The organism is Pseudomonas sp. MPB23 (assembly GCF_046605395.1).
Lineage (GTDB): Bacteria > Pseudomonadota > Gammaproteobacteria > Pseudomonadales > Pseudomonadaceae > Aquipseudomonas.
This window is the reverse complement of sequence record NZ_CP176771.1, coordinates 2,316,975-2,338,329: the sequence shown is the minus strand read 5'-3', so window position 1 is coordinate 2,338,329 and position 21,355 is coordinate 2,316,975. Positions and strand designations below refer to the sequence as shown.

Annotated in this window: 23 protein-coding genes; 10 read left to right on the top strand and 13 right to left on the bottom strand. The window is 60.2% G+C overall.

Annotated elements, in window-relative coordinates:
* Positions 1–76 precede the first annotated feature (76 nt).
* Positions 77–610 carry a gluconokinase gene (locus ACLH0J_RS10890; protein WP_411391979.1) on the bottom strand — a complete coding sequence of 178 codons (534 nt, stop codon included), beginning with the start codon at positions 608–610 and terminating at the stop codon, positions 77–79.
* Positions 611–823: 213 nt separating this feature from the next.
* Here ACLH0J_RS10890 and ACLH0J_RS10885 point away from each other — a divergent pair, with 213 nt between their 5' ends.
* The 5 genes from ACLH0J_RS10885 to ACLH0J_RS10865 all read left to right on the top strand — a co-directional run bounded on the left by ACLH0J_RS10885 (position 824) and on the right by ACLH0J_RS10865 (position 4,589).
* Positions 824–1,855 (top strand): LacI family DNA-binding transcriptional regulator, encoded by a 1,032-nt coding sequence (locus tag ACLH0J_RS10885; protein ID WP_411392805.1) that lies wholly within the window; start codon positions 824–826, stop codon positions 1,853–1,855.
* Positions 1,856–2,173: 318 nt separating this feature from the next.
* Positions 2,174–2,413, top strand: coding sequence for a DUF6124 family protein (locus ACLH0J_RS10880; protein WP_411391978.1), 240 nt, complete (start codon positions 2,174–2,176; stop codon positions 2,411–2,413).
* Between the two features lie 89 nt (positions 2,414–2,502).
* The gene (locus tag ACLH0J_RS10875; RefSeq protein ID WP_411391977.1) at positions 2,503–3,135 is read left to right on the top strand and encodes a glutathione S-transferase family protein; all 633 of its coding nucleotides are present in this window, start codon (positions 2,503–2,505) and stop codon (positions 3,133–3,135) included.
* Positions 3,136–3,336: 201 nt separating this feature from the next.
* On the top strand, positions 3,337–3,834 hold the full coding sequence (locus tag ACLH0J_RS10870; protein WP_411391976.1) for a hypothetical protein: 498 nt from the start codon (positions 3,337–3,339) through the stop codon (positions 3,832–3,834).
* A 323-nt stretch (positions 3,835–4,157) separates the two neighbouring features.
* Positions 4,158–4,589 carry a GNAT family N-acetyltransferase gene (locus tag ACLH0J_RS10865; RefSeq protein WP_411391975.1) on the top strand — a complete coding sequence of 144 codons (432 nt, stop codon included), beginning with the start codon at positions 4,158–4,160 and terminating at the stop codon, positions 4,587–4,589.
* Positions 4,590–4,651: 62 nt separating this feature from the next.
* Here ACLH0J_RS10865 and def read toward each other — a convergent pair whose 3' ends face one another.
* The 3 genes from def to ACLH0J_RS10850 all read right to left on the bottom strand — a co-directional run bounded on the left by def (position 4,652) and on the right by ACLH0J_RS10850 (position 6,500).
* Entirely contained in the window at positions 4,652–5,191 is a 540-nt protein-coding gene (def, locus tag ACLH0J_RS10860) for a peptide deformylase (protein ID WP_411391974.1), read from the bottom strand.
* A 3-nt stretch (positions 5,192–5,194) separates the two neighbouring features.
* On the bottom strand, positions 5,195–6,145 hold the full coding sequence (locus tag ACLH0J_RS10855; protein ID WP_411391973.1) for a YihY/virulence factor BrkB family protein: 951 nt from the start codon (positions 6,143–6,145) through the stop codon (positions 5,195–5,197).
* A gap of 169 nt (positions 6,146–6,314) precedes the next feature.
* Positions 6,315–6,500 (bottom strand): CsbD family protein, encoded by a 186-nt coding sequence (locus ACLH0J_RS10850; protein ID WP_411391972.1) that lies wholly within the window; start codon positions 6,498–6,500, stop codon positions 6,315–6,317.
* A gap of 199 nt (positions 6,501–6,699) precedes the next feature.
* Here ACLH0J_RS10850 and ACLH0J_RS10845 point away from each other — a divergent pair, with 199 nt between their 5' ends.
* On the top strand, positions 6,700–7,077 hold the full coding sequence (locus ACLH0J_RS10845; RefSeq protein ID WP_411391971.1) for a hypothetical protein: 378 nt from the start codon (positions 6,700–6,702) through the stop codon (positions 7,075–7,077).
* A gap of 116 nt (positions 7,078–7,193) precedes the next feature.
* On the opposite strand, the gene fadD1 is transcribed toward ACLH0J_RS10845, so the two are convergent.
* Together fadD1 and fadD2 are read right to left on the bottom strand one after the other, a co-directional pair.
* Positions 7,194–8,885: a long-chain-fatty-acid--CoA ligase FadD1 gene (gene fadD1, locus ACLH0J_RS10840; protein WP_411391970.1), complete on the bottom strand. Its 1,692-nt coding sequence runs from the start codon at positions 8,883–8,885 to the stop codon at positions 7,194–7,196.
* A 390-nt stretch (positions 8,886–9,275) separates the two neighbouring features.
* Positions 9,276–10,964 carry a long-chain-fatty-acid--CoA ligase FadD2 gene (fadD2, locus tag ACLH0J_RS10835; protein WP_411391969.1) on the bottom strand — a complete coding sequence of 563 codons (1,689 nt, stop codon included), beginning with the start codon at positions 10,962–10,964 and terminating at the stop codon, positions 9,276–9,278.
* Between the two features lie 210 nt (positions 10,965–11,174).
* Here fadD2 and ACLH0J_RS10830 point away from each other — a divergent pair, with 210 nt between their 5' ends.
* Positions 11,175–12,119, top strand: coding sequence for a lysophospholipase (locus tag ACLH0J_RS10830; protein WP_411391968.1), 945 nt, complete (start codon positions 11,175–11,177; stop codon positions 12,117–12,119).
* 69 nt (positions 12,120–12,188) lie between these two features.
* Positions 12,189–12,659 carry a MaoC family dehydratase gene (locus ACLH0J_RS10825; RefSeq protein WP_010567077.1) on the top strand — a complete coding sequence of 157 codons (471 nt, stop codon included), beginning with the start codon at positions 12,189–12,191 and terminating at the stop codon, positions 12,657–12,659.
* 127 nt (positions 12,660–12,786) lie between these two features.
* Here ACLH0J_RS10825 and ACLH0J_RS10820 read toward each other — a convergent pair whose 3' ends face one another.
* Positions 12,787–13,254: a ferritin-like domain-containing protein gene (locus ACLH0J_RS10820; protein ID WP_411391967.1), complete on the bottom strand. Its 468-nt coding sequence runs from the start codon at positions 13,252–13,254 to the stop codon at positions 12,787–12,789.
* Between the two features lie 207 nt (positions 13,255–13,461).
* Here ACLH0J_RS10820 and ACLH0J_RS10815 point away from each other — a divergent pair, with 207 nt between their 5' ends.
* Positions 13,462–13,698 (top strand): DUF3820 family protein, encoded by a 237-nt coding sequence (locus ACLH0J_RS10815; RefSeq protein ID WP_411391966.1) that lies wholly within the window; start codon positions 13,462–13,464, stop codon positions 13,696–13,698.
* A 104-nt stretch (positions 13,699–13,802) separates the two neighbouring features.
* Here ACLH0J_RS10815 and ACLH0J_RS10810 read toward each other — a convergent pair whose 3' ends face one another.
* From ACLH0J_RS10810 to zwf, 3 genes are read right to left on the bottom strand one after another with little or no spacing between them, the layout of a single operon-like run.
* Positions 13,803–14,468: a bifunctional 4-hydroxy-2-oxoglutarate aldolase/2-dehydro-3-deoxy-phosphogluconate aldolase gene (locus ACLH0J_RS10810; RefSeq protein WP_411391965.1), complete on the bottom strand. Its 666-nt coding sequence runs from the start codon at positions 14,466–14,468 to the stop codon at positions 13,803–13,805.
* A 17-nt stretch (positions 14,469–14,485) separates the two neighbouring features.
* Complete coding sequence (gene pgl, locus ACLH0J_RS10805; RefSeq protein WP_411391964.1) at positions 14,486–15,199, bottom strand: 6-phosphogluconolactonase; 714 nt, start codon at positions 15,197–15,199, stop codon at positions 14,486–14,488.
* The gene (gene zwf / locus ACLH0J_RS10800) at positions 15,186–16,652 is read right to left on the bottom strand and encodes a glucose-6-phosphate dehydrogenase (RefSeq protein WP_411391963.1); all 1,467 of its coding nucleotides are present in this window, start codon (positions 16,650–16,652) and stop codon (positions 15,186–15,188) included. The genes pgl and zwf overlap by 14 nt, the downstream gene beginning before the upstream one ends.
* A gap of 219 nt (positions 16,653–16,871) precedes the next feature.
* On the opposite strand from zwf, the gene ACLH0J_RS10795 reads away from it, so the two are divergent.
* Positions 16,872–17,732 (top strand): MurR/RpiR family transcriptional regulator, encoded by an 861-nt coding sequence (locus ACLH0J_RS10795; protein WP_179130381.1) that lies wholly within the window; start codon positions 16,872–16,874, stop codon positions 17,730–17,732.
* Between the two features lie 57 nt (positions 17,733–17,789).
* Here ACLH0J_RS10795 and ACLH0J_RS10790 read toward each other — a convergent pair whose 3' ends face one another.
* The 3 genes from ACLH0J_RS10790 to ACLH0J_RS10780 all read right to left on the bottom strand — a co-directional run bounded on the left by ACLH0J_RS10790 (position 17,790) and on the right by ACLH0J_RS10780 (position 21,355).
* On the bottom strand, positions 17,790–18,635 hold the full coding sequence (locus ACLH0J_RS10790; RefSeq protein ID WP_411391962.1) for a D-hexose-6-phosphate mutarotase: 846 nt from the start codon (positions 18,633–18,635) through the stop codon (positions 17,790–17,792).
* 103 nt (positions 18,636–18,738) lie between these two features.
* The gene (locus ACLH0J_RS10785) at positions 18,739–20,085 is read right to left on the bottom strand and encodes a carbohydrate porin (protein ID WP_411391961.1); all 1,347 of its coding nucleotides are present in this window, start codon (positions 20,083–20,085) and stop codon (positions 18,739–18,741) included.
* A 109-nt stretch (positions 20,086–20,194) separates the two neighbouring features.
* Positions 20,195–21,355 carry an ABC transporter ATP-binding protein gene (locus ACLH0J_RS10780; protein ID WP_010567086.1) on the bottom strand — a complete coding sequence of 387 codons (1,161 nt, stop codon included), beginning with the start codon at positions 21,353–21,355 and terminating at the stop codon, positions 20,195–20,197.

Here is a 21,355-nt window from a genome sequence, read left to right as displayed (position 1 = left end):
TCTCCTGTTTGTTGTTGTTATTAAAGCGGGTATTCGATTTATCGCCGGGGACAGCGCTATCTTTTCCGGCAAACAATTATCGGGTTGGTTCAAAACCGTGTTGCCGCCACCAGGTGTTGGTCTGCTCGGCCAGCGCCTCGATGCTGTCGTCACTGGCATTGAGCGCCAGGGTCAGCGGCTCGCCCACGGGCGATTCAAGGGTGGCGAACTGGCTGTCGATCAGGCTGGCCGGCATGAAATGGCCGGGGCGATGGGACACGCGGTCGGCGGCCACTTCACGGGTCAGTTCCAGGAAGACAAAGCCCAGGCCCGGCGCGGCTTCGCGCAGGTGGTCGCGGTATTTCTTTTTCAGGGCCGAACAGGTGAGGACCGGATGTTCGCCAGCCTTGAGCGCGCGGCGCAATTCATCGCACAGGATGTCGAGCCAACCGGCGCGGTCGTTGTCGTCGAGAGGGTGGCCGGCACTCATCTTTTCGATGTTCGCGGCGGGGTGAAAGCTGTCGCCTTCGATGGCAGTGGCACCGTTCAGGCGGCACAGGGCCTCACTGACGCTGGTCTTGCCACAGCCGGCAACACCCATGATGACCAGGGCGGTAACAGGTTGAGTCATGAAACACCTCAGGACGCAGATAGCGCTACCTTTGCACGCTGTAAGGCTAGTGCAAAAACAGGCTTTTCCCGCGCCGTCTTGTCTTTTTTTATGGAGTGACGCGTGCATCCGCTCCAAGCAGTTGAACCGGATCAGGCAACCCAGCGTTCAAGTATTTGCAGCCGTTTGGAGACAGCGCTACCTTAGTGCCTCGATTTTTGTTTGGCAAGCCGCCTGATGACCTCCAAGAACGATAAAAATACCCGCACGACGGGTCGCCCAACCCTTAACGAAGTCGCGCGCCTGGCCGGCGTCAGCCCGATCACCGCCTCCCGGGCCCTGCGCGGCATCAGCACGGTGGCCACCGAACTGGTGGAAAAAGTGCAACAGGCCGCCGCCGAGCTGAACTACGTGGTCAACCCCGCCGCTCGCGCCCTGGCCTCGGCCCAGAGCCAGTCGGTGGTGGTGCTGGTGCCGTCGCTGTCCAACCTGCTGTTTATCGAAACCCTCGAAGCCATCCACCAGGTGCTGCGGCCCAAGGGCTTCGAGGTACTGATCGGCAACTCTCACTATTCGCGTGACGAAGAAGAAAACCTGCTGCGCAACTATATGGCCTATCAGCCACGGGGTTTGCTGTTGACCGGCTTCGACCGCACCGAAAGCGCGCGACGAATGGTCGAGGCCAGCAACGTGCCCTGCGTGTATATGATGGATCTGGACCCCAACGCCGGCGTGAACTGCGTGGGTTTCTCGCAGTTGGCGGCGGGCGAAACGGCGGCGGCCCATCTGCTGTCCCGTGGACGCAAACGCCTGGCCTATATTGGCGCGCAACTGGACCAACGCACCTTGCTGCGTGGCGAAGGGTTCCGCCGCGCGCTGCAACAGGCCGGCCTGTACGACCCGGCGCTGGAGTTGCTGACTCCGCGCCCTTCCTCGGTCGGCCTGGGGGGCGAGTTGTTCCTGCAACTGCTGGCAGCCCATCCGGACGTGGACGCGATCTTCTTCGGCAACGACGACCTGGCCCAGGGCGCACTCCTCGAAGCCCTGCGCCATGGCATCAAGGTGCCGGAGCGCGTCGCGGTGCTGGGCTTCAACGACCTGCCGGCCTCCTCCTTCATGGTGCCGCGCCTGAGCAGCATCCGCACGCCACGCGAGGCGATTGGCCGGCGTGCGGCGGAGCATTTGTTGACGGTCATGGCGGGCAACAAGATCGCCAAGCCGGTGGTGGATATGGGCTTTGAGCTGCAGGTGCGGGAAAGTACGTAGGACGCCTGTAGGACGGGGCTGACATTGCGGTGAACGCCTTGCTCCATTGCCTACGTTTACGTCAGAATCCGCCGGCTTGTGCGCCTGGGAGCCGATCTCTAAGGTTTGCCGGTCGCCGAATTTCTCGGTGATCGGGTTTAGTAGCCCGTGTCCGGATTTACTGAGTGCACACGCCTCGCCAACGCGTTTGATGGCGGCTGTGCGCAGGGCACCTTCGGGTGCGCCGGCTTTGTAAGTCCACCGGTCTACTAACCTGCGTACAGCTACCACCTCCCGTTTAGTAGCGAAGAGGCGGCGGCCTATTCCAGGACTTACGTAATGATCAAAGAAACCGAAAAACCGCCAACCACCCTCTTCACCGTCATCCCCGACACCGCCACCGAAACCCTGCTGATCAACAGCTACGAAACCGTGTGTTCCGTCAGCACCCTGCTGCTCCACCTGTCCGAAGACCTCACCGGCAAACACCGCGATATCGCCTTGGCCATTCATCAACTCAGTGAGCTGAGCGTCTTGCTGGTCGGCAAAGCCATGGACCAGCACAGCCCCCGCTGCTGACGCTCCTACGGAGGGCATGGTTGACAATTCGTTTCATCGTGTTGCTGGCACCTGCTAGATTGGTGGTTCTCCACCGCCAGGAAAGCACCATGGGACACTCACTGAAGATCTTGGGCCGCGCCTCCTCCATCAACGTACGAAAAGTGCTCTGGACCTGCCAGGAACTAGGCATCGACTACGTGCGCGAAGACTGGGGCATCGGCTTCAAACCGACCCAATCCGCCGAATTCCTTGCCCTCAACCCCAATGCCCAGATACCGGTGCTGATCGACGACCATGGCGTGCTGTGGGAGTCCAACACCATCTGCCGTTACCTGGTGAACCTCTACCAACGCCACGACCTGCTCCCCATCGAACCCGCGCCGCGCGCCCGGGTCGAGCAGTGGATGGACTGGCAGGCCACCGAACTCAACCCGTCCTGGGGCTACGCCTTCCAGGCCCTGGTGCGCAACAGCCCCGACCACCAGGACACCCAACGCATCACCGCCAGCGTGCGGGCCTGGAACGAGAAGATGGGCCTGCTCGAACAACAACTGGCGAAAACCGGCGCCTTTGTGGCCGGCGATGAATTCACCCTCGCCGATATCCTGATCGGCCTCTCGGTGCACCGCTGGCAGATGACCCCCATGGCACGACCGCCCTACCCGGCGATTGCGGCGTACTACCAACGCCTGAGCCAGCACGCCGGCTTCCAGGCCTTCGCCCTCGACGGGCACAACTGATCCAGCACACGCCTTAACCGCCTGTCGGAATCACCACGCAGGCGGGTGGCGTCAAACATCGCCCCCTGGCGGCAACCGTTGGCCGCCGGCGCGACAATCCTTGCCGCAAAGGCCGTACGCGCCCCCAGAAACCGGGGCCGTCGCGCCCGGCATGCTATTTGCTCCAGCAGTGGCACCGTACATTTCCCCAGGTGACCGATCATGCTGGTAAACAACAACCCCCAAGCGGTGTCGACCATTGAGAAGCTCAAGCGGACCGACATGGACCCCGCCAATGCTGCCGCCAGCACGCTGTACAGCGGTGCCGTGCAAGCAGCGCAACAAACCGTGACCGTGCCGGCCGCGCAAAAGGACCTGGACAAGGCCACCGACCGCATCGACGAAGCCTTCGCCAAGACCCGCGTGCAGTTGCAAACTGCAGCGTCGAGCACCGAAGTGCCGTCAACCAGCGCCACCTCCGCCGCGCGTTCGGAGTTCACCGACTACATGAGCAAATCCCCGGCCGAGCGCATCCGTGAGCAATTGCTCAAGGAACAGGGTTTGACCGAGGCGGATGTGCAGAACATGTCCCAGGAAAAGCAGGACGCGATTACCAAGCAAGTGGCCGAGCGTTTGAAGCAGCAACAAGAGCAACAGGTCGCCGCGAAGACGGCTGACCCGCAAGCCCAGACAGTAAAAGAAACCCTGGCCGCCATCTAAAGCCATTCGCCCCCCACTGTAGGAGCGAACTTGCTCGCTCCTACAGTGGGGGAGTGTTACAGGTAGGAAAATCGGTCAGCGCATTGAGTTTTGACACGCGGACTCAGTGCCCGAACAAACCCGTCTCGGATTTCTTGGCTTTCTTGTCCGCGCGTTTTTCATCGGCGGTCTTTGCCGGTTTCTTCTTCGCGGCTTTCTTTGAATCCATACCTTTGGCCATGATGCATGCTCCACTTACAGGGGATGTAACAGTGGGTATACCACCTATTGCCGCACAGAAGGCGCTTATAATCCTCGGCCCTCGATTCTGTTGCCCAACCACCATGCCCGAACTGCACATCGAACCGCTGGCAGAGCCGCTATGGCCGCTGCTGAACAAATTTTATCGCCACCATGACTCCTCGATGAAGGCGCTCAAGGGCGGGCGTTTGTGGGTGGCGCGCGATGGCGAGATCGTGGCGGGGTTGTGCCTGACCCCCGTGTTGGGCGGGCAGTGGTTGACCGGCGTATTTGTCGACCCGGCCTATCGCGGCCAGGGGCTGGCGGCGCGGGTGATCGGTGCGGCAGTGGCCGGTGTGGAGGGTACGGTGTGGTTGCTGTGCCATCCGGACCTGGAAGTGCTGTATCAGCGCATGGGGTTCACTCAGGACACGTTGCTGCCGCAATCCCTCAGCGAACGCCTGGTGCGTTACAAGCGCAACAAACCGATGATCGCGATGGGGCTTATCACCAAGGGTAAGGTCGACCTCGGATAAAGTGCGGTTGAAACGGTGGGAGCCAGCCCCCGTCCACGAGGTTATCTCGGTCAGTCGGACAGCTATTCGTCGGCGGTGGGGTCCATGTCGGGGAACATCACGTCCATAAACCCGAACTTGCTGAAGTCGGTAATCCGTGACGGATACAGCCGGCCGATCAAGTGATCGCACTCATGCTGCACCACCCGTGCATGGAAGCCGTCGGCGAAACGCACGATCGGCTCGCCCTTCGGATCGAACCCCTCGTAGCGGATCTGCTGGTAACGGTTCACCGCGCCCCGCAGGCCGGGCACCGAGAGGCAGCCTTCGAAGCCCTCTTCCATGATCGGGCTCAACGGTGTGATCAACGGGTTGATCAGGATGGTCTGCGCCACGGGCGGCGCGTCCGGGTAGCGCTCACTGGCTTCAAAACCAAAGATCACCAATTGCAGGTCGACGCCAATCTGCGGCGCGGCCAGGCCAACGCCGCCCACGTGTTCCATGGTCTGGAACATGTCATCGATCAATTGCCACAGCTCGGGGCTGTCGAACATTTCCGGCGGAACCGGCGGTGCGACACGCAGCAGGCGCTCGTCACCCATTTTCAGGATTTCACGGATCATCGATCAGACTTCATCGGGAGTGGGTTTGGAGTGGTCTCGGCCAAGGCCTGAGACGTGCTGTTTTTCATGGGGGTGGCCGGGCTCGTCGAACGTTTTTTCCCCCGGGTCCTTGCCTTCGGCGGACATGTGTTCGATCACCGCATTCATCTCCGCCCCCAGCAACAGCACGGCCGCGGAAATATAGAAATACAGCAGCAGCACGATGATCGCACCGATGCTGCCATACATGGCGTTGTAGTCGGCGAAGGTCTTGACGTAGTAGCCAAAACCCAGGGAAGCCACGATCCACACCACCACCGCGAGCACCGAGCCTGGGGTGATGAAGCGGAATTTCTGCTCGACATCAGGCATCACGTAATACATGAGCGCCACCGCGAACATCAGCAGGATCACAATCAACGGCCAACGCAGGATGGTCCACAGGGTGACCACGAATTCCTGCATGCCGATCTGTCCGGCCAGCCATTCCATCACCTGCGGGCCCAGCACCATCAGGGCGGCGGCGGCCAGCAGCATGCCGGCGATGCCGACGGTGTAGAACACCGACAGCGGGAAGCGCTTCCAGATCGGCCGGCCTTCGACCACGTCGTAGGCGGCGTTCATCGCGCTCATCATCAGGCGCACGCCCGCCGACGCCGTCCACAGGGCGATCACGATACCCACTGAGAGCAATCCGCCCTTGGACTGCTGCAGTTGGTCGATCACCGGGTTGACCTGCTCCAGCGCCTGGGGCGGCAGGACCAGCTCCGACTGCAGGCGCAGCCAGGTGAAAAAGTCCGGCAAGTGCAGGAAACCAATCAGGGCGATGAGGAACAACAGGAAGGGAAACAATGAAAACAGCATCTGGTAGGCCAGTGCCGAGGCGTAGGTGGACATCTCGTCATTGACGAATTCCTTGACGGTGCGCACCAGCACGGTGTGGAGCTTGAGGCCATCGAGGACCGGAAAAATCATAGCGTCTCCTTTCGCCGCAAAGAGGGTGAGTTCGTGGGCGACTCAGGGGCCGTTTTCTACATCAAGGTAGCCTATTTGGCGACTTTGAAACAATTTCAAAAGTTTAGTGGCCGCAGGAGAGACAAAAACGGCCATCCGTGGATGGCCGTCGGGTTGCGCGTGGGCAGTCTTACTTAGTGGCTTTCTTTATTGCATCTTTGGTGTCGCCCACCGCTTTCTGCACTTCGCCTTTCTTTTCCTGGATCACACCTTCAGCGCGCAGCTTGTCGTTTCCGGTGACTTTGCCGACACCTTGCTTGATGTTGCCGACTGTTTCGTTCGCGACGCCTTTTACCTTGTCCGATGTGCTGCTCATGGTATTTCTCCGAAAGAACCATCAAGGGTTTTGGTCATTACCTAAAGATGGACCCAAGGCCGTTCGGCAGAGTTTCAATTATTTTCGGCGCTGATTTGAGCGTCGTCGTCAGGTTTGGCTTTATGTTTTGCAACCAACCCACGAGAATGCCCGGCACATTCAGGCTATATCGCTGAATAACAGATCCCGTAGGAAGGTTATGAAACTCAATAAAGCACAGGCCATCGCCCGCAGAAACCAGGAACTGGGCGGCGCCGTTCTCGGCGTCAACAACTGCCACTTCACCGACCTGGACCGCAAACGCAACATCTGGTGGTTCGACCTGCCGGTGGCGCGGATTGCCGTAGGCCAGTACGAGTGGGTTCACCTGTTGATGCACAACGCCGAGACCGACCAGTTGCTGCACTTGAAGGTGCCAACGGTGTTCCTGCGTGAAAAGCTCGAAGGCCTGGTGGTGCGCAATGCGGGCAAGCGCAAGCCGGAGATCACCCTGGAGCTGAGCGCGGACAAGGACTCGTTCCTCAAGGATGTGCGCCCGGCCGGTGCTGGCGTCAGCTTCGCGCCATTCACCCTGTAGGAACGCCGTCAGAATGTGGGAGGGGGCTTGCTCCCGATGGCAGAGTGTCAGCCACTGCATCGAGTGACTGAACCACCGCTATCGGGAGCAAGCCCCCTCCCACATTTAGGCCTGGGTTACTTTTTCAGGCCCAGCTTCTTCAGTTCTTCATCGCGCAACTCGCGACGCAGGATCTTACCCACGTTGGTGGTCGGCAATGCATCACGGAATTCCACGGCCTTGGGCACCTTGTAGCCGGTGACGTTGGCACGCATGTGTTCCATCACCTGGTCTTTGGTCAGGGTCGCACCTGGCTTGACCACGATGAAAATCTTGATGTGCTCGCCGGATTTTTCGTCCGGCACACCGATGGCCGCGCACTGCAGCACGCCCGGCAGGGTCGTCAGCACGTCTTCGAGTTCGTTGGGGTAGACGTTGAAGCCGGAGACCAGAATCATGTCTTTCTTGCGGTCGACAATACGCAGGTAGCCGTCCGGCTGGATGATCGCGATGTCACCGGTCTTCAGCCAGCCTTCGCTGTCGAGGATCTCGGTGGTGGCGTCTTCGCGCTGCCAGTAGCCCTTCATCACTTGCGGGCCTTTGACGCACAACTCGCCGACCTCACCCAGGGCCAGTTCGACGCCGTCATCGGTGATGACTTTGCACAGGGTCGACGGCACCGGAATGCCGATGGTGCCGATCTGGATCTTCTGGATCGGATTGACCGTCGCCACCGGGCTGGTCTCGGTCATGCCGTAGCCTTCACAGATGTCGCAGCCGGTCACGGCTTTCCAGCGCTCGGCTGCCGCCAGTTGCAGGGCCATGCCGCCCGACAGGGTGACTTTCAGCGCCGAGAAGTCCAGCTTGCGGAAGCCTTCGTTGTTGCACAGCGCCACGAACAGCGTGTTCAAGCCGACAAAGCCGCTGAACTTCCACTTCGACAACTCCTTGACCATCGACGGCAGGTCGCGCGGGTTGCTGATCAGGATGTTGTGGTTGCCGATCAACATCATCGCCATGCAATGAAAGGTGAACGCATAGATGTGGTACAGCGGCAGCGGGGTGATCAGGATCTCGCAGCCTTCATTGAGGTTGGAACCCATCAGCGCCTTGCACTGCAGCATGTTGGCCACCAGGTTGCGGTGGGTCAGCATCGCGCCCTTGGCCACACCGGTGGTGCCGCCGGTGTATTGCAGCACCGCCACATCGCTGCTGGCCGGACTGGCGTCGTTGACCGCTCGGCCGTGCCCCTTGGCCAGCACGTCGTTGAACTTGACCGCCTGCGGCAAGTGGAAGGCCGGGACCATTTTCTTCACGTACTTGATCACGCTGTTGATCAACAGGCGCTTGAGCGGCGGCAGCAGGTCGCCGACCTCGGTGACGATCACATGCTTGACGCCGGTCTTGGGCACGACCTTTTCCGCCAGGTGCGCCATGTTGGCCAGGCAGACCAGGGCCGTGGCGCCGGAATCATTGAATTGGTGTTCCATTTCCCGCGCGGTGTACAGCGGGTTGGTGTTGACCACGATCAGGCCGGCCCGGATGGCACCGAACACGGCGATCGGGTATTGCAGGACGTTGGGCAGTTGCACGGCGATTCGATCGCCGGGCTTCAAATCAGTATGCTGTTGCAGGTACGCGGCGAAAGCACCGGACAATTCGTACAACTCACCGTAGGTGATTGTCTTGCCCAGGTTGCTGAAAGCCGGTTTGTTTGCGAAGCGCTGGCAGGACTGTTTCAGCACCGCCTGAATATTCGGATACTCGTCTGGATTGATGTCTGCAGCAATCCCGGCGGGGTACTTATCCTTCCAAAAGTCTACGTTCATGGAAGCCCACTCCTCAGCGACGCGAATTCATCATCGCATTTGATGCGATTATTATTGGTGTTTGTTTTTAGGTGAATCTGGCGCTTTCAAGCAGGCCGAGACGTCACAAAGCGCGCCGAGAGTAGCAGCTTTGCCAAGAGCCGCCTAGAGCCAAAAGTGGCCCCTACAGTCATAAACATGACTCAAGACCTTTCAATAGTCACTTTTAGAGCAAAGATTCTATACGCTTTGAAATGGCTCTGGAATGGCTCTGGAATGGGATCTACAAGGCGATAAATACAGCGATGGGAGGGGGCTTGCTCCCGATCGCGGTGTATCACCAAACACATTTGGTGACTCAAACACCGTCATCGGGAGCCCCCCCCTCCCACACATTTAACCTCTTTCAAATCACGCGATGTCGCGTAGCTCGCGCCGCAGGATCTTGCCCACCGGCGTCATCGGCAACGACTCCCTCAACACGATGTGCTTGGGCACTTTGTACCCGGTGAAGTTGGTCTTGCAGTAGGCCTTCAACTCTTCGAGGCTCACCCCTTCGGCGCGCGCCACCACAAACAGCTTCACCGCCTCGCCCGTACGTTCGTCCGGGACGCCGATCACCGCGCAGTTGGCCACCGCCGGGTGCGCCATCACCACGTCTTCGATCTCGTTGGGGTACACGTTGAAGCCGGAGACGATGATCAGGTCTTTCTTGCGGTCCACGATGCGCACAAAGCCGTCGTCGTCGATCACCGCGATGTCACCGGTCTTGAGCCAGCCTTCGGCATCCAGCGCCTCGTCGGTGGCGGCCGGTTGCTGCCAGTAGCCCTTCATCACCTGCGGGCCCTTGATGCACAGCTCGCCGCGCTCGCCCAGGGGCAGCTCGACGCCGTTGTCGTCAATGACCTTCATCGCCGTGGCCGGCACCGGGATGCCCACGGTGCCGAGCCGGGACTGGTTGCCATAGGGGTTGGTGCTGGCCACCGGTGAGGTTTCCGTCAGGCCGTAGCCTTCGCCGATCGCGCAGCCGGTGATCTGCTCCCAACGTTCGGCGGTGGCCTTGATCAGTGCGGTGCCGCCGGAGTTGGTGAGCTTGAGGTGGGAGAAATCCAAGTGTTTGAAATTAGGATGATCCATCAGCGCCACAAACAGCGTGTTGAGCCCCAGCAGCCCGGTAAAGCGCCAGTTCTTCAGCTCCTTGATAAAGCCGCCGATGTCGCGGGGGTTGGTGATCAGCACGTTGTGATTGCCGGACACCATCATGCACATGCAATTGGCCGTGAATGCATAGATGTGGTACAGCGGCAGCGGCGCGATCATCACCTCCTGCCCTTCCTTGATCAGTGGATGGCCATCCTCGCCGGTCTGGGACATACAGGCGCGGACCTGCTGCATGTTGGCCACCAGGTTGCCATGGGTGAGCATCGCGCCTTTGGCCAGGCCGGTGGTGCCGCCGGTGTATTGCAACACGGCGATGTCGTCCAGGGTCACCGGGTGACGGGTCACGCCCAGGCCCGCTCCCAGGCGCAGCGCGCGCTTGAACGCTACCGCCCGCGGCAGGTGGTAGGCCGGGACCATCTTCTTCACCTTGTCGACCAGGGTGTTGACAAGCCAGCCTTTGGCGGCGGGCATGAAGTCGCCCATCCTGGCTTCGATCAGGTAGTCGATCTCGGTGTCTTTGCACACCTCCTGCACGCGCGAGCCGAACAGGTTGAGGTAGACCAGCGCGCGTACGCCGGCGTCCTTGAACTGGTGGCGCATCTCCCGCGGGGTGTACAGCGGGTTGGTGTTGACCACGATCAGCCCGGCGCGCAAGGCGCCAAACACGGCAATCGGGTAATGCAATACGTTGGGCATCTGCACCGCGATACGGTCGCCGGGCTTGAGGTCGGTGTGCTGTTGCAGATAGCCGGCGAACGCCGCGCTCTGACGCTCCAGCTCGGCATAGGTCAGGGTGATGCCCATGTTGCTGAATGCCGGACGGTCGGCAAAGGTCTTGCAGGAACGCTCGAAGACTTCGATCACCGACTTGTAGGCCGACAGGTCGATGTCGTTGGGAACGCCCGCCGCGCGTTTGTCATTCCAGAAATCAGGTTGCATTATTCTTGTCCTCTTACCTGAGTGTGTCCGGCCGCTTTTGTGCTGCTACAAAAAGCGGAGCTTTGGGGACGTTAGCAGCTATGGCCAAACAGGCAAACAAGGGAAATAGCGTCATTAATTGCGTGAATCTCCCTACAAGGGTCAGCGCTGATCCGACGCGGTCCCCGGGATGCGCTATACACTGCAATGACCCCGAGCAAAGGAACCGCCATGAATCACTGCACCTTCTGGCTGACCGCGAATGACCGCAGCCGCCTGTACGTCAATCAATGGATGCCCGACGGTCCGCCCAAGGCCGTGGTGATGCTGTCCCATGGCATGGCTGAACACAGCGGTCGCTATGCGCGCCTGGCCGACGCATTGTGCGGCGCGGGCTACGGCGTGTACGCGCTGGACCAGCGTGGCCATGGCCGCACCGCCGATGAAGGCACTCTGGGGTTGTACGCCGAGCAGGATGGCTGGAACAAAGTGGTGGGCGACCTGGCCAGCCTCAACCAGCACATTGGCCAGCAGCAGCCGGGGTTGCCGATCATTCTGCTGGGGCACAGCATGGGCAGCTATATCGCCCAGGCCTACCTGCTGCACCACAGCGCGAGCCTGCATGGGGCGATTCTCAGCGGGTCGAATTTCCAACCCGTGGCGCTGTACCGCGCCGCGCGGCTGATCGCCCGGGCCGAGCGCCTGCGCCAAGGCCTGCGTGGGCGCAGTGCGCTGATCGAGTTCCTGTCATTCGGATCGTTCAACAAGGCGTTCAAACCCAATCGCACCGCGTTTGACTGGCTCAGCCGCGACCCGGTCGAGGTCGATAAGTACATCCACGACCCGCTTTGCGGTTTCCGCTGCACCAATCAGCTATGGATCGACCTGCTCGGTGGCTTGCAGCAAATCAGCAAAGCGTCCAATCTCGCGCAGATTGATCCGGGCCTGCCGATCCTGGTGATCGGCGGCGAATGTGATCCGGTGAGTGAGGGCAAGCGTCTCAAGAGCCTGGCCCACGCATTGCGCGAGGCCGGCTGCCAGCACCTGCAATTGACGCTCTACCCGCAGGCGCGTCACGAAGTGTTCAACGAAACCAACCGCGATGAAGTCACCGCCGATGTGCTGAGGTGGCTCGACCAGGCCCTGACATTGCGCAGGCCGACCCGATGCGAGTAATTTCTCTTTTAAAATCAGCCGCTTGAAATCATCCCATCATTACCGATTAGCCACAGGATGCACCTTTAGATGACCCAGGTAACCAACACCCCGTACGAAGCCCTCGAAGTCGGCCAGACCGCCAGTTACAGCAAGACCGTCGAAGAGCGTGATATCCAGCTGTTTGCCGCGATGTCCGGCGACCACAACCCGGTGCACCTGGATGCCGAGTACGCCAAGGCGACCATGTTCAAGGAGCGGATCGCCCACGGCATGTTCAGCGGCGCGCTGATCAGTGCGGCGGTGGCCTGCGAGTTGCCTGGGCCGGGCACCATCTACATTGGCCAGCAGATGACCTTCCAGAAGCCGGTGAAAATCGGCGACACCCTGACCGTGCGTCTGGAAATCCTCGAGAAGCTGCCCAAGTTTCGCGTGCGCATCGCCACCCGGGTGTTCAACCAGCGCGATGAGCTGGTGGTGGACGGCGAAGCGGAAATCCTCGCACCACGCAAACAGCAGGTCGTGACTTTGACCGAATTGCCGGCCATCACCATCGGCTGATGTTTCCACACCATGCAAATGCGGGAGGGGGCTTACTCCCGATGGCGGTGGACCAGTCACTGAACCTGTCGACTGATTTACCGCCATCGGGAGCAAGCCCCCTCCCACATGGCTTACCGCATTTGGCTTACGACTGAGCGCGAGCCTGGTTACGCAGGGCTTTCACCTGATCGTGGTTGCGTTGTACGCCGTGGTACTGGCGCTCAACCAAATCACGGATGCCCACCAGGTTGTGCTGGGTGATCTTGTCCAGCGCTTCCTTGTAAGCCTTCAGTGCGTGGTCTTCACCGCGCTCGGCTTCGTTCAGGACCGCTTCTTCGTCCTTGCCGGTCACCATCGACTTCACGTCGACCCAGCCACGGTGCAGGGCACCCGCGACGCTGCCGGAATCTTCCGGATCGCCCCCCAGGGCACGTACCGCAGTTTTCAGCTCGGCAGCCGCCGTTGCGCAGTCGGCGGAACGTTTGGCGAACAGGGCTTTGAGTTCTGGGTGCTTGATGTCTTCAGCACACTCTTTAAAACCCTTTTGGCCGTCGATGCTGGTTTCGATCAGGTCGTTGAGTACGGAGATCGATTCTTTGTTGGCGTCAGTCATTTTTCAATTCCTTATGTGGGTTGAGAAAGGTTGTCTTAATCATTGCAGCGCCCATGCCAGGTTTTGAAAAACAAATTAACCCTTATAAATTAATAACTTAAAATTAATTGAACCATCTATTTACACGTTATTTGCATGATCTGTCATTTGGCCTTCATGCAGAATGCCTGTATTTTCCAAGATCTCGACTCACACCGCTGAAACCCCATGAACCCGGAAAAACTCGAACTACTGATCACCCGCCAAATGCCCTTCGGCAAATACAAAGGCCGGATCATCGCCGACCTGCCCGGCGCGTACCTCAATTGGTTCGCCCGTGAAGGCTTCCCCCACGGCGAGTTGGGTGGCTTGCTGGCCTTGATGCAGGAAATCGACCACAACGGCCTGTCCGAATTGCTCGAACCGCTGCGCGCCAAGCACGGCAAACCCGCCCCGCGCCATTAGCCAGAAAAACCAAACCGCTCCTACAGGCAAAAAAAAGCGGCGCACCGACCAAGTGCACCGCAAAAATGCCGTTAAGCACAGCAACAACGATTCGGTAAGTCAGATCAATCCAGCAGCGCCAGCCCCTGGGCGGTGACTTCCTGGATGCGGCCCCAGTCGCCGTTCTTGATCCATTCAGGGTCGAGCATCCAGCTGCCGCCCACGCACATTACGTTTTTCAACGCCATGTAGCTTTTGATGTTGGCCGGGCCGACGCCGCCGGTCGGGCAGAATTTCACCTCGCCGAACGGGCCGCCCAGGGCTTTGATCGCCGCAACGCCGCCGCTGACTTCCGCCGGGAACAGCTTGAAGCGGCGGTAGCCCAGGCAATAGCCTTCCATGATGCCGGAGGCGTTGCTGATGCCCGGCAGCAGCGGGATCGGGCTGTGCACCGAGGCTTCCAGCAGGTCGCGGGTGACGCCCGGGGTGACGATGAATTGCGAGCCGGCCACTTCCGCCGCCTCGAGCATATGGCGATCGAGCACGGTGCCTGCGCCGGTGCACAGCTCAGGGCGCTGCTCGCGCAATATCTGAATGGCCTTGAGGCCGAACTCGGAACGCAGGGTTACTTCCAATGCGGTCAAACCACCGGCTGCCAGGGCATCGGCCAGCGGCAGGATGTCCTGTTCACGGGCGATGGTGATGACCGGCAGGATCCGCGCCTTGGCGCAGAGGCTGTCGATCAGGGCAACTTTATCCGCCATGGACACGGTCGGTTGAGGGCTTTTCATAGCGGCTGATCCTTGGCTCATGGGCACCAGTAAATCTCTAATGGAGGTTGCAAAAACGCGCGAATCGGCATGGCGGCAACGTCGTTGCTGGCCAGCGCGGCGCTCAAGGTGGTCAATTTCGAGCTGCCGGAAACCGACAGCACGATGGAGTGAGCCGTGGCCAGCAACGCGCGACTCATGGTCAGGCGCTGGTGCGGCACGGTCGGCGCCAGCATCGGCCAGCAACGGCGGGTACCGTCGGCCTGCAGGGCGTCACCCAGGTTCGGGCTGTTGGGAAACAGCGATGCGGTGTGGCCGTCATCGCCCATGCCCAATACCAGCACATCAATGGCTGGCAATTCGGCCAGCAGGCGATCGGCCTGCTCGGCAGCGTCTTCGAGATTGGCGGCAGCGCTGTAGAGGCTGAGGAACCTGGCCTTGGCTACCGGGCCTTGCAACAAGTACTGCTTCAACAGGCCGGCATTGCTGTCGGCGTGCTCCACTGGCACCCAGCGCTCGTCGGCCAGGCTGATGGTGACCTTGGACCAGTCCAGGCCTTGCTTGGCCAGGTGCTGGAAAAAGGCCACGGGGCTGCGGCCACCGGACACCACCAGCGTCGCCTCGCCACGGGCACTGATTGCCGCGCGCAACCGTTCGGCCACGTCATTGGCCAGGCCGTCCGCCAACAAGGCGGGCGTGCGGTACTCATGGGCAGTGACGCCCTGAGGCAGTTTCAATTCAGATATCGCCATACCACGACCTCCCATCCCGCGTGATCAGTGCAATCGAGCTCATCGGCCCCCAGGACCCGGCCGCATAGGGCTTGGGCGCATCGCCGGATTTTTTCCACCCGGCGATCAACTGGTCACACCACTTCCACGCGGCTTCGATTTCATCTTTGCGAACAAACAGATTCTGATTGCCGCGCATTACCTCCAGCAACAACCGCTCGTAGGCATCCGGGATACGTGCGCTGCGGTAGGTGTCGGAAAAATTCAGTTGCAGCGGGCCGCTGCGCAGTTGCATGCCTTTGTCCAGGCCCTGCTCCTTGGTCATCACGCGCAAGGAAATACCTTCGTCCGGTTGCAGGCGGATGATCAGTTTGTTGCTGATCTGCAGGCGCTGTTCCGGGGCGAAGATGTAGTGGGACGGTTCCTTGAAGTGGATGACGATCTGCGACAGCTTCTGCGGCATGCGCTTGCCGGTGCGCAGGTAGAACGGCACCCCGGCCCACCGCCAGTTACGGATATCGGCGCGCAGGGCAACGAAGGTCTCGGTGTCGCTCTGGGTGTTGGAGTTCTCTTCTTCCAGGTAACCCGGTACCGGCTTGCCGGCGCTGTAGCCGGCGATGTACTGGCCACGCACCACCTGAGTGGTGAGGCCGTCCGGGCTGATCGGCGCCAGGGCCTTGAGCACCTTGACCTTCTCGTCGCGGATGCTGTCGGCGGACAGGTCCGCCGGCGGGTCCATGGCGATCAGGCACAGTAGCTGCAGCAGGTGGTTCTGGATCATGTCGCGCAGTTGGCCGGCCTTGTCGAAATACCCCCAGCGGCCTTCGATACCGACCTGCTCGGCCACGGTGATTTCCACGTGGGAAATGTAGTTCTGGTTCCACTGGGTTTCGAACAGGCTGTTGGCGAAACGCAGGGCGATCAGGTTCTGGACGGTTTCTTTGCCCAGGTAATGGTCGATGCGGTAGGTGCGGTTTTCCGGGAAGAACTGCGCCACGGCGTCGTTGACCTTGCGCGAGGACTCCAGGTCCGAACCGATGGGTTTTTCCAGCACCACGCGGGTGTTGTCCGCCAGGCCGACCTTGGACAGGTTCTCGCAGATCGCGCCGTACACCGAAGCCGGGGTAGCGAAGTAGGCGATCAGGCGTTGCCCGGTGCCGGCTTTTTCGGCCAGGGCCACGTAATCATCGACGTTCATGAAGTCGACGTGGACGTAGGTCAGGCGTGCGAGGAAACGCTGGACGATGCTTTCGTCCAGCTCCTTGCCGACGTACTTGCGCAGTGCTTTTTCGATATGGGCCAAGTGCTGCTGCTCGGAACCGGACTCGCGGGCCAGGGCCAGGATGCGCGTGTCTTCGTGCAGAAGCCCGGCGCCATCGAGTTGATAGAGGGCAGGAAACAACTTGCGCAGCGCCAGATCACCCAAGGCGCCAAACAGGGCAAAGGTGCAGGGTTCTACGGTTATCGAAGGCATGATGTTTGTTCTTTTATCAAGTTAACCTACAAATACCTTTTTTCAAGGCATCACTCAAGGAAAAATGTAGTAATAACCACAACATTTTCCCGAAATACGCATTGCGAGTGGTGGTGTTCAGCTACCCTCAGTAGGATAGGCCACCGCAAAAGGCCACTCGTCGATTGGTTGCCACCCTTTATTTGCATCGTCGCCCGAAGGAAAGACTGAATGGACCGCGTGCGAAATCTTCTGGAACAGATCCGGAACCGCCTCGAAGAACTGAACAAGGCCGAGAAAAAAGTCGCCGAGGTCATCCTGCTCAACCCGCAGCAGGCGACCCGCTTCTCCATCGCCGCCCTTGCCCAAGCCGCCTCGGTCAGTGAACCGACGGTCAACCGTTTCTGCCGTTCGTTCGGCGTCAGCGGTTACCCTGAACTCAAACTGCAGTTGGCGCAAAGCCTGGCCAGTGGCGCCGCCTACGTCAGCCGCGCCGTGGAGGCCGATGACAACCCTGAGGCCTACACGCAAAAGATCTTTGGCAGCGCCATCGCCTCCCTGGACGCCGCCTGCCAGGCCCTGGACCCGGCCCTGATCAGCAAGGCCGTGGATCTGTTGATCCAGGCGCGGCAAATCCACTTCTTCGGCCTGGGCGCTTCGGCACCGGTGGCCATGGACGCGCTGCACAAGTTTTTCCGTTTCAACCTGTCGGTGACCGCCCATGCCGACGTGCTGATGCAGCGCATGATCGCGTCGGTGGCCCATACGGGCGAGCTGTTCGTGATCATTTCCTACACCGGACGCACCCGCGAGCTGGTGGAAGTGGCGCGTATCGCCCGGGAAAACGGCGCATCGGTACTCGGTGTGACCGCCGAAAACTCCCCGCTGGCCAAAGTCAGCACGGTGAGCCTGAACATTCCGCTGCCGGAAGACACCGACATCTATATGCCGATGACCTCGCGGATCATCCAGCTGACGGTGCTGGATGTGCTGGCCACCGGCATGACGTTGCGCCGCGGCGTGGATTTCCAGCCGCATCTGCGCAAGATCAAAGAGAGCTTGAATGACAGCCGGTATCCGGTTGGAGATGAGTTCAACTAATACTGCACACCGTTTTAGGGTGGCTAGGAACTTACTGTGGCAAGCCCGCTTGCCACATCAAGCCCCCGCCCGCGCCTGCAGACTCAGATGCGCCCGCTCCCCCGGCGCCAGACTCGCCGCGGCCATCGCCGATTCAACACACACAAACCCCGACGCCTCGTTGAAGCTCACGCCGAGCAACGGCCGACTGCCGGGGTGCCACACCACCGTGTCAGCGCTGTCGCCGGTGTCGATGCACAGTTCGCGCTGCCAGGCGTGGTCCTTGAGGTGCAATTCGCCTTCGTGCTGGAACACCCGCTGGCAACCGCCGTCCACCCGCAACTCGCCTTCCTGCTGGCAAACCTGGCGATTGAGCTGGTCATAGCCTTGTGCGCCATCAAGCCCAGACAGCGCTATCTCACCGACATTGCCAATACGCCAATAGGCGTGCAACGCATGGCTCAGTTGGCACGGCAATTCGTCCTGGTGCTCGGTGCAAAGACGCAGTTCCAGGGTTTCCCCCAGGTGCGCGTGCAGGTCGACCTGCCAGTCGCACAGTTGCAATTGCCAATGCAGACGCACGCCCTCGTCATCGGTGCTGCTGTCGAGCAGCTTCCAGTCGATCAGCCGCGCCCAGCCATGGGACGGCCACGCGTTTTCGCTGGGATGACGGCCGTACCACGGCCAGCACACCGGCACGCCACCGCGAATGGCGCCGACCTGCGGCCACTTGGCCGCACACCACAACCAGGGTTTCTGGCCACGGGGTTGAAAATGCAACAGCTGCGCGCCCTGGCGGCTGAACACCGCCTGGCACAAGGGATGGTCGATCACCAACACATCGCGCATCTGAAACCGCTCCCAGGCGAACACCGGACGCTCGCGCAGGGATTTGAAAAAGCGTTGCAGCGGATGCTCATGCATGTGCCACGGTCCTGAATATCTTCACAATGCAACCCAAAAAAAAGCGGATAGCCATGGCTACCCGCAAAATGCGCACAGAGAGAAGGAGCTTATCGCAACGGCCTTAGAACGTAGACTGAATTTTCAGACCTGCGACGAGGGCGTTGTCGACTTTATCCACGCCGCCCGGGTGAACGACGTATTGCAGATTGGGACGCACGGTCAGCCAGTTGGTGACGTGGAAACCGTAGTTGATTTCGTAGTTGTACTCGGTGCTGCGCAGCGGTGCGTACAGTGGATTGTCGTAGTCGCTCACACCGTTGGCGAGGTTGAGCAGTTCGGCGTTTTTCTTCACGTCGTCGTTGACGTGCAGACGAGCGGCACCAATCCCCACATCGTCTTTTGGACGCGCGTCGAAAGGCCCTTTGTACACCAACATGATCGACTGGTAGTTATCGACGGTGTTGGTGTCCTTGTCGTGGAACGTGGCGTTGGCCGCGATGTTCAGACCACGGGACGCGTCGCCGTTATGGGTAGTGAGTTGCTGTTGCGCAACGAACCAATAGCCTTTTTTGCTGCTATGGGTTCGGTAGGCGGCGCCGGTGGTGGCGGCATCGTTGCCGTTGACGTCTTCACGGACGTCGGCGGCATCGGCGGCGCTCTTGTAGTAACCCACACGGTATTCGCCCGGCAGGTTATTGACCTTCGGCGACCAGACCAATTCCACCGGGATCACGGTGCCCTTGGTGCCACTGCCGCTGAGTTTGAAGCCGTTGCCGTGCTCCAACTGCGACGGGTTCTGGTTGTACGCACCGATCTGCGCATACAACTCAGGCGTGATGTGGTACTTCACGCGGATCGCAGCCTGGGCGACCGGCCAGTTGTACCAGGTGCTGACATAGTTACCGACCTGGGAGCCGCAGAACGACAGGTTCTGGAAGTCGCACGGGAAGGTGTTGAAGTCTTCGCCTTCACCGAAGTAACCCAGCTTCACGTCCAGCTTGTTGTCGAACATCTGGTGCTGAATCCAGAACTGGGTCAGACGCACCATGTGGCCACGACCGTACACTTCTTGAGACGAGCTCAAGGTGCCGGCACGCGGGTCACCAATACGGTCGTTGGAGATGTTCTGACCGTTACGATTGGTCAGTTGGATCTTGGCCTGGGTGTTATCCCAGCCCCACAGTTTTTGCAGATCCAGGGCTACGCCGAGACCGAACTGGTCAGCGTAACGGGCAGTTTTGTCGTTGTTGTAACCACCATGCAGGTTGCCACCGACTTCGCCTACGTAGTCAGCCTTGATGTCGATACCTTGCTCGATCAGCTTGGTACGTTCGCCACCCCAATCACCGGTCATCCACTTGGAGTCGGCACTGAAGGCATCGGCCGCCATCGCATTGGCGGACAAAACCAGGGCAGCGGCCGCTGACAGTTGGCAGATCAGCCGAGTGTTGTTGTGTTGCTTTTTCATCCCTACATCCTCGTCTTTATTGTTATTAAACTGTTTTTATCTAACGCGGGTTACATTTTTTTCAATTAAAACAACAACTTATAATTTTAAGAGTTCACACCTACCGGCTTCAGCGGCCTTTGAACTGGGCCACGTTGTCGGCACGATCCTGCGCCGGCAACGACGCGGCAGTGCCCAGGCGCTCGCCGGTCTTGGCGTCGAACAGCAGCACTTTGGCCGGATCGAATTGCAGGGTCAGGGTCTCGCCCACCTGCGGTGCCACATCGGGCGCCAGGCGGCAGCAGACCTTGGTGTCGTTGAGCTGCACGAACACCAGGGTGTCCGGGCCGGTCGGCTCGGTGACCTGGACTTCGGCGCGAATACTCGACGAACCGTTGCCCTCCCCCGTCGCCAGCATGATCTGCTCCGGGCGCAGGCCGAGGATCACATCGCGGTCTTCCAGGCCGGCGTCGTTCATGCCCAGCGGCAGTTCGCAGCGGGCCTGGCCGCTGTCGAGCAGCGCCACCAAACGACCGTCCTTGCGCTGCAGGCGCAGGGGCACGAAGTTCATCGGCGGCGAACCGATGAAGCTCGCCACGAACTGGTTGGCCGGATTGTTGTAGATGTCTTTCGGCGTGCCGAACTGCTGGATGATGCCGTCTTTCATCACCGCCACTTTGTCGCCCAGGGTCATCGCTTCGATCTGGTCATGGGTGACGTAGACCGTGGTGGTCTTGAGACGCTGGTGCATCAGTTTCATTTCGGTGCGCATCTCGACACGCAGCTTGGCGTCGAGGTTGGACAGCGGTTCGTCGAACAGGTAGATCTTCGGCCGCCGCGCCAGGGCGCGGCCCATGGCCACACGTTGTTGCTGGCCGCCGGAAAGCTGGCCCGGCTTGCGGTTGAGCAGGTGTTCGATCTGCAGCAACTTGGCCACCCGCGCCACTTCGGCGTCGATATCGGCCTGGGGCATCTTGCGGATCTTCAGGCCGAACTCGATGTTTTCACGCACGCTCATGGTCGGATACAGCGCGTAAGACTGGAACACCATGGCGATGTCACGATCCTTGGGGCTCATGCCGCTGACGTCCTGGTCACCGATCATGATCGCGCCGCCGGTGATGGTCTCCAGGCCCGCGATGCAGTTCATCAGCGTGGATTTACCGCAGCCCGAAGGCCCGACCAGGATCAGGAATTCGCCTTCCTTGATCGACAGTTCGATGTTCTTCAAGGTGTCGGGCAGGCCGGCGCCATAGGTCTTGTTTACATTGCGAAGTTCAAGCGTAGCCAT

What these genes read in the sequence shown, in the direction of transcription:
- pgl (WP_411391964.1), bottom strand. Translation starts at nt 15,199, where the DNA reads ATGGCGATATCTGAATTGAAACTGCCTCAGGGCGTCACTGCCCATGAG.
- ACLH0J_RS10830 (WP_411391968.1), top strand. Translation starts at nt 11,175, where the DNA reads ATGAATCACTGCACCTTCTGGCTGACCGCGAATGACCGCAGCCGCCTG.
- fadD2 (WP_411391969.1), bottom strand. Translation starts at nt 10,964, where the DNA reads ATGCAACCTGATTTCTGGAATGACAAACGCGCGGCGGGCGTTCCCAAC.
- ACLH0J_RS10855 (WP_411391973.1), bottom strand. Translation starts at nt 6,145, where the DNA reads ATGATTTTTCCGGTCCTCGATGGCCTCAAGCTCCACACCGTGCTGGTG.
- ACLH0J_RS10845 (WP_411391971.1), top strand. Translation starts at nt 6,700, where the DNA reads ATGAAACTCAATAAAGCACAGGCCATCGCCCGCAGAAACCAGGAACTG.
- ACLH0J_RS10890 (WP_411391979.1), bottom strand. Translation starts at nt 610, where the DNA reads ATGACTCAACCTGTTACCGCCCTGGTCATCATGGGTGTTGCCGGCTGT.
- fadD1 (WP_411391970.1), bottom strand. Translation starts at nt 8,885, where the DNA reads ATGAACGTAGACTTTTGGAAGGATAAGTACCCCGCCGGGATTGCTGCA.
- ACLH0J_RS10785 (WP_411391961.1), bottom strand. Translation starts at nt 20,085, where the DNA reads ATGAAAAAGCAACACAACAACACTCGGCTGATCTGCCAACTGTCAGCG.
- ACLH0J_RS10880 (WP_411391978.1), top strand. Translation starts at nt 2,174, where the DNA reads ATGATCAAAGAAACCGAAAAACCGCCAACCACCCTCTTCACCGTCATC.
- ACLH0J_RS10865 (WP_411391975.1), top strand. Translation starts at nt 4,158, where the DNA reads ATGCCCGAACTGCACATCGAACCGCTGGCAGAGCCGCTATGGCCGCTG.
- ACLH0J_RS10870 (WP_411391976.1), top strand. Translation starts at nt 3,337, where the DNA reads ATGCTGGTAAACAACAACCCCCAAGCGGTGTCGACCATTGAGAAGCTC.
- ACLH0J_RS10815 (WP_411391966.1), top strand. Translation starts at nt 13,462, where the DNA reads ATGAACCCGGAAAAACTCGAACTACTGATCACCCGCCAAATGCCCTTC.
- ACLH0J_RS10850 (WP_411391972.1), bottom strand. Translation starts at nt 6,500, where the DNA reads ATGAGCAGCACATCGGACAAGGTAAAAGGCGTCGCGAACGAAACAGTC.
- ACLH0J_RS10820 (WP_411391967.1), bottom strand. Translation starts at nt 13,254, where the DNA reads ATGACTGACGCCAACAAAGAATCGATCTCCGTACTCAACGACCTGATC.
- ACLH0J_RS10875 (WP_411391977.1), top strand. Translation starts at nt 2,503, where the DNA reads ATGGGACACTCACTGAAGATCTTGGGCCGCGCCTCCTCCATCAACGTA.
- def (WP_411391974.1), bottom strand. Translation starts at nt 5,191, where the DNA reads ATGATCCGTGAAATCCTGAAAATGGGTGACGAGCGCCTGCTGCGTGTC.
- ACLH0J_RS10790 (WP_411391962.1), bottom strand. Translation starts at nt 18,635, where the DNA reads ATGCATGAGCATCCGCTGCAACGCTTTTTCAAATCCCTGCGCGAGCGT.
- ACLH0J_RS10810 (WP_411391965.1), bottom strand. Translation starts at nt 14,468, where the DNA reads ATGAAAAGCCCTCAACCGACCGTGTCCATGGCGGATAAAGTTGCCCTG.
- zwf (WP_411391963.1), bottom strand. Translation starts at nt 16,652, where the DNA reads ATGCCTTCGATAACCGTAGAACCCTGCACCTTTGCCCTGTTTGGCGCC.
- ACLH0J_RS10780 (WP_010567086.1), bottom strand. Translation starts at nt 21,355, where the DNA reads ATGGCTACGCTTGAACTTCGCAATGTAAACAAGACCTATGGCGCCGGC.
- ACLH0J_RS10825 (WP_010567077.1), top strand. Translation starts at nt 12,189, where the DNA reads ATGACCCAGGTAACCAACACCCCGTACGAAGCCCTCGAAGTCGGCCAG.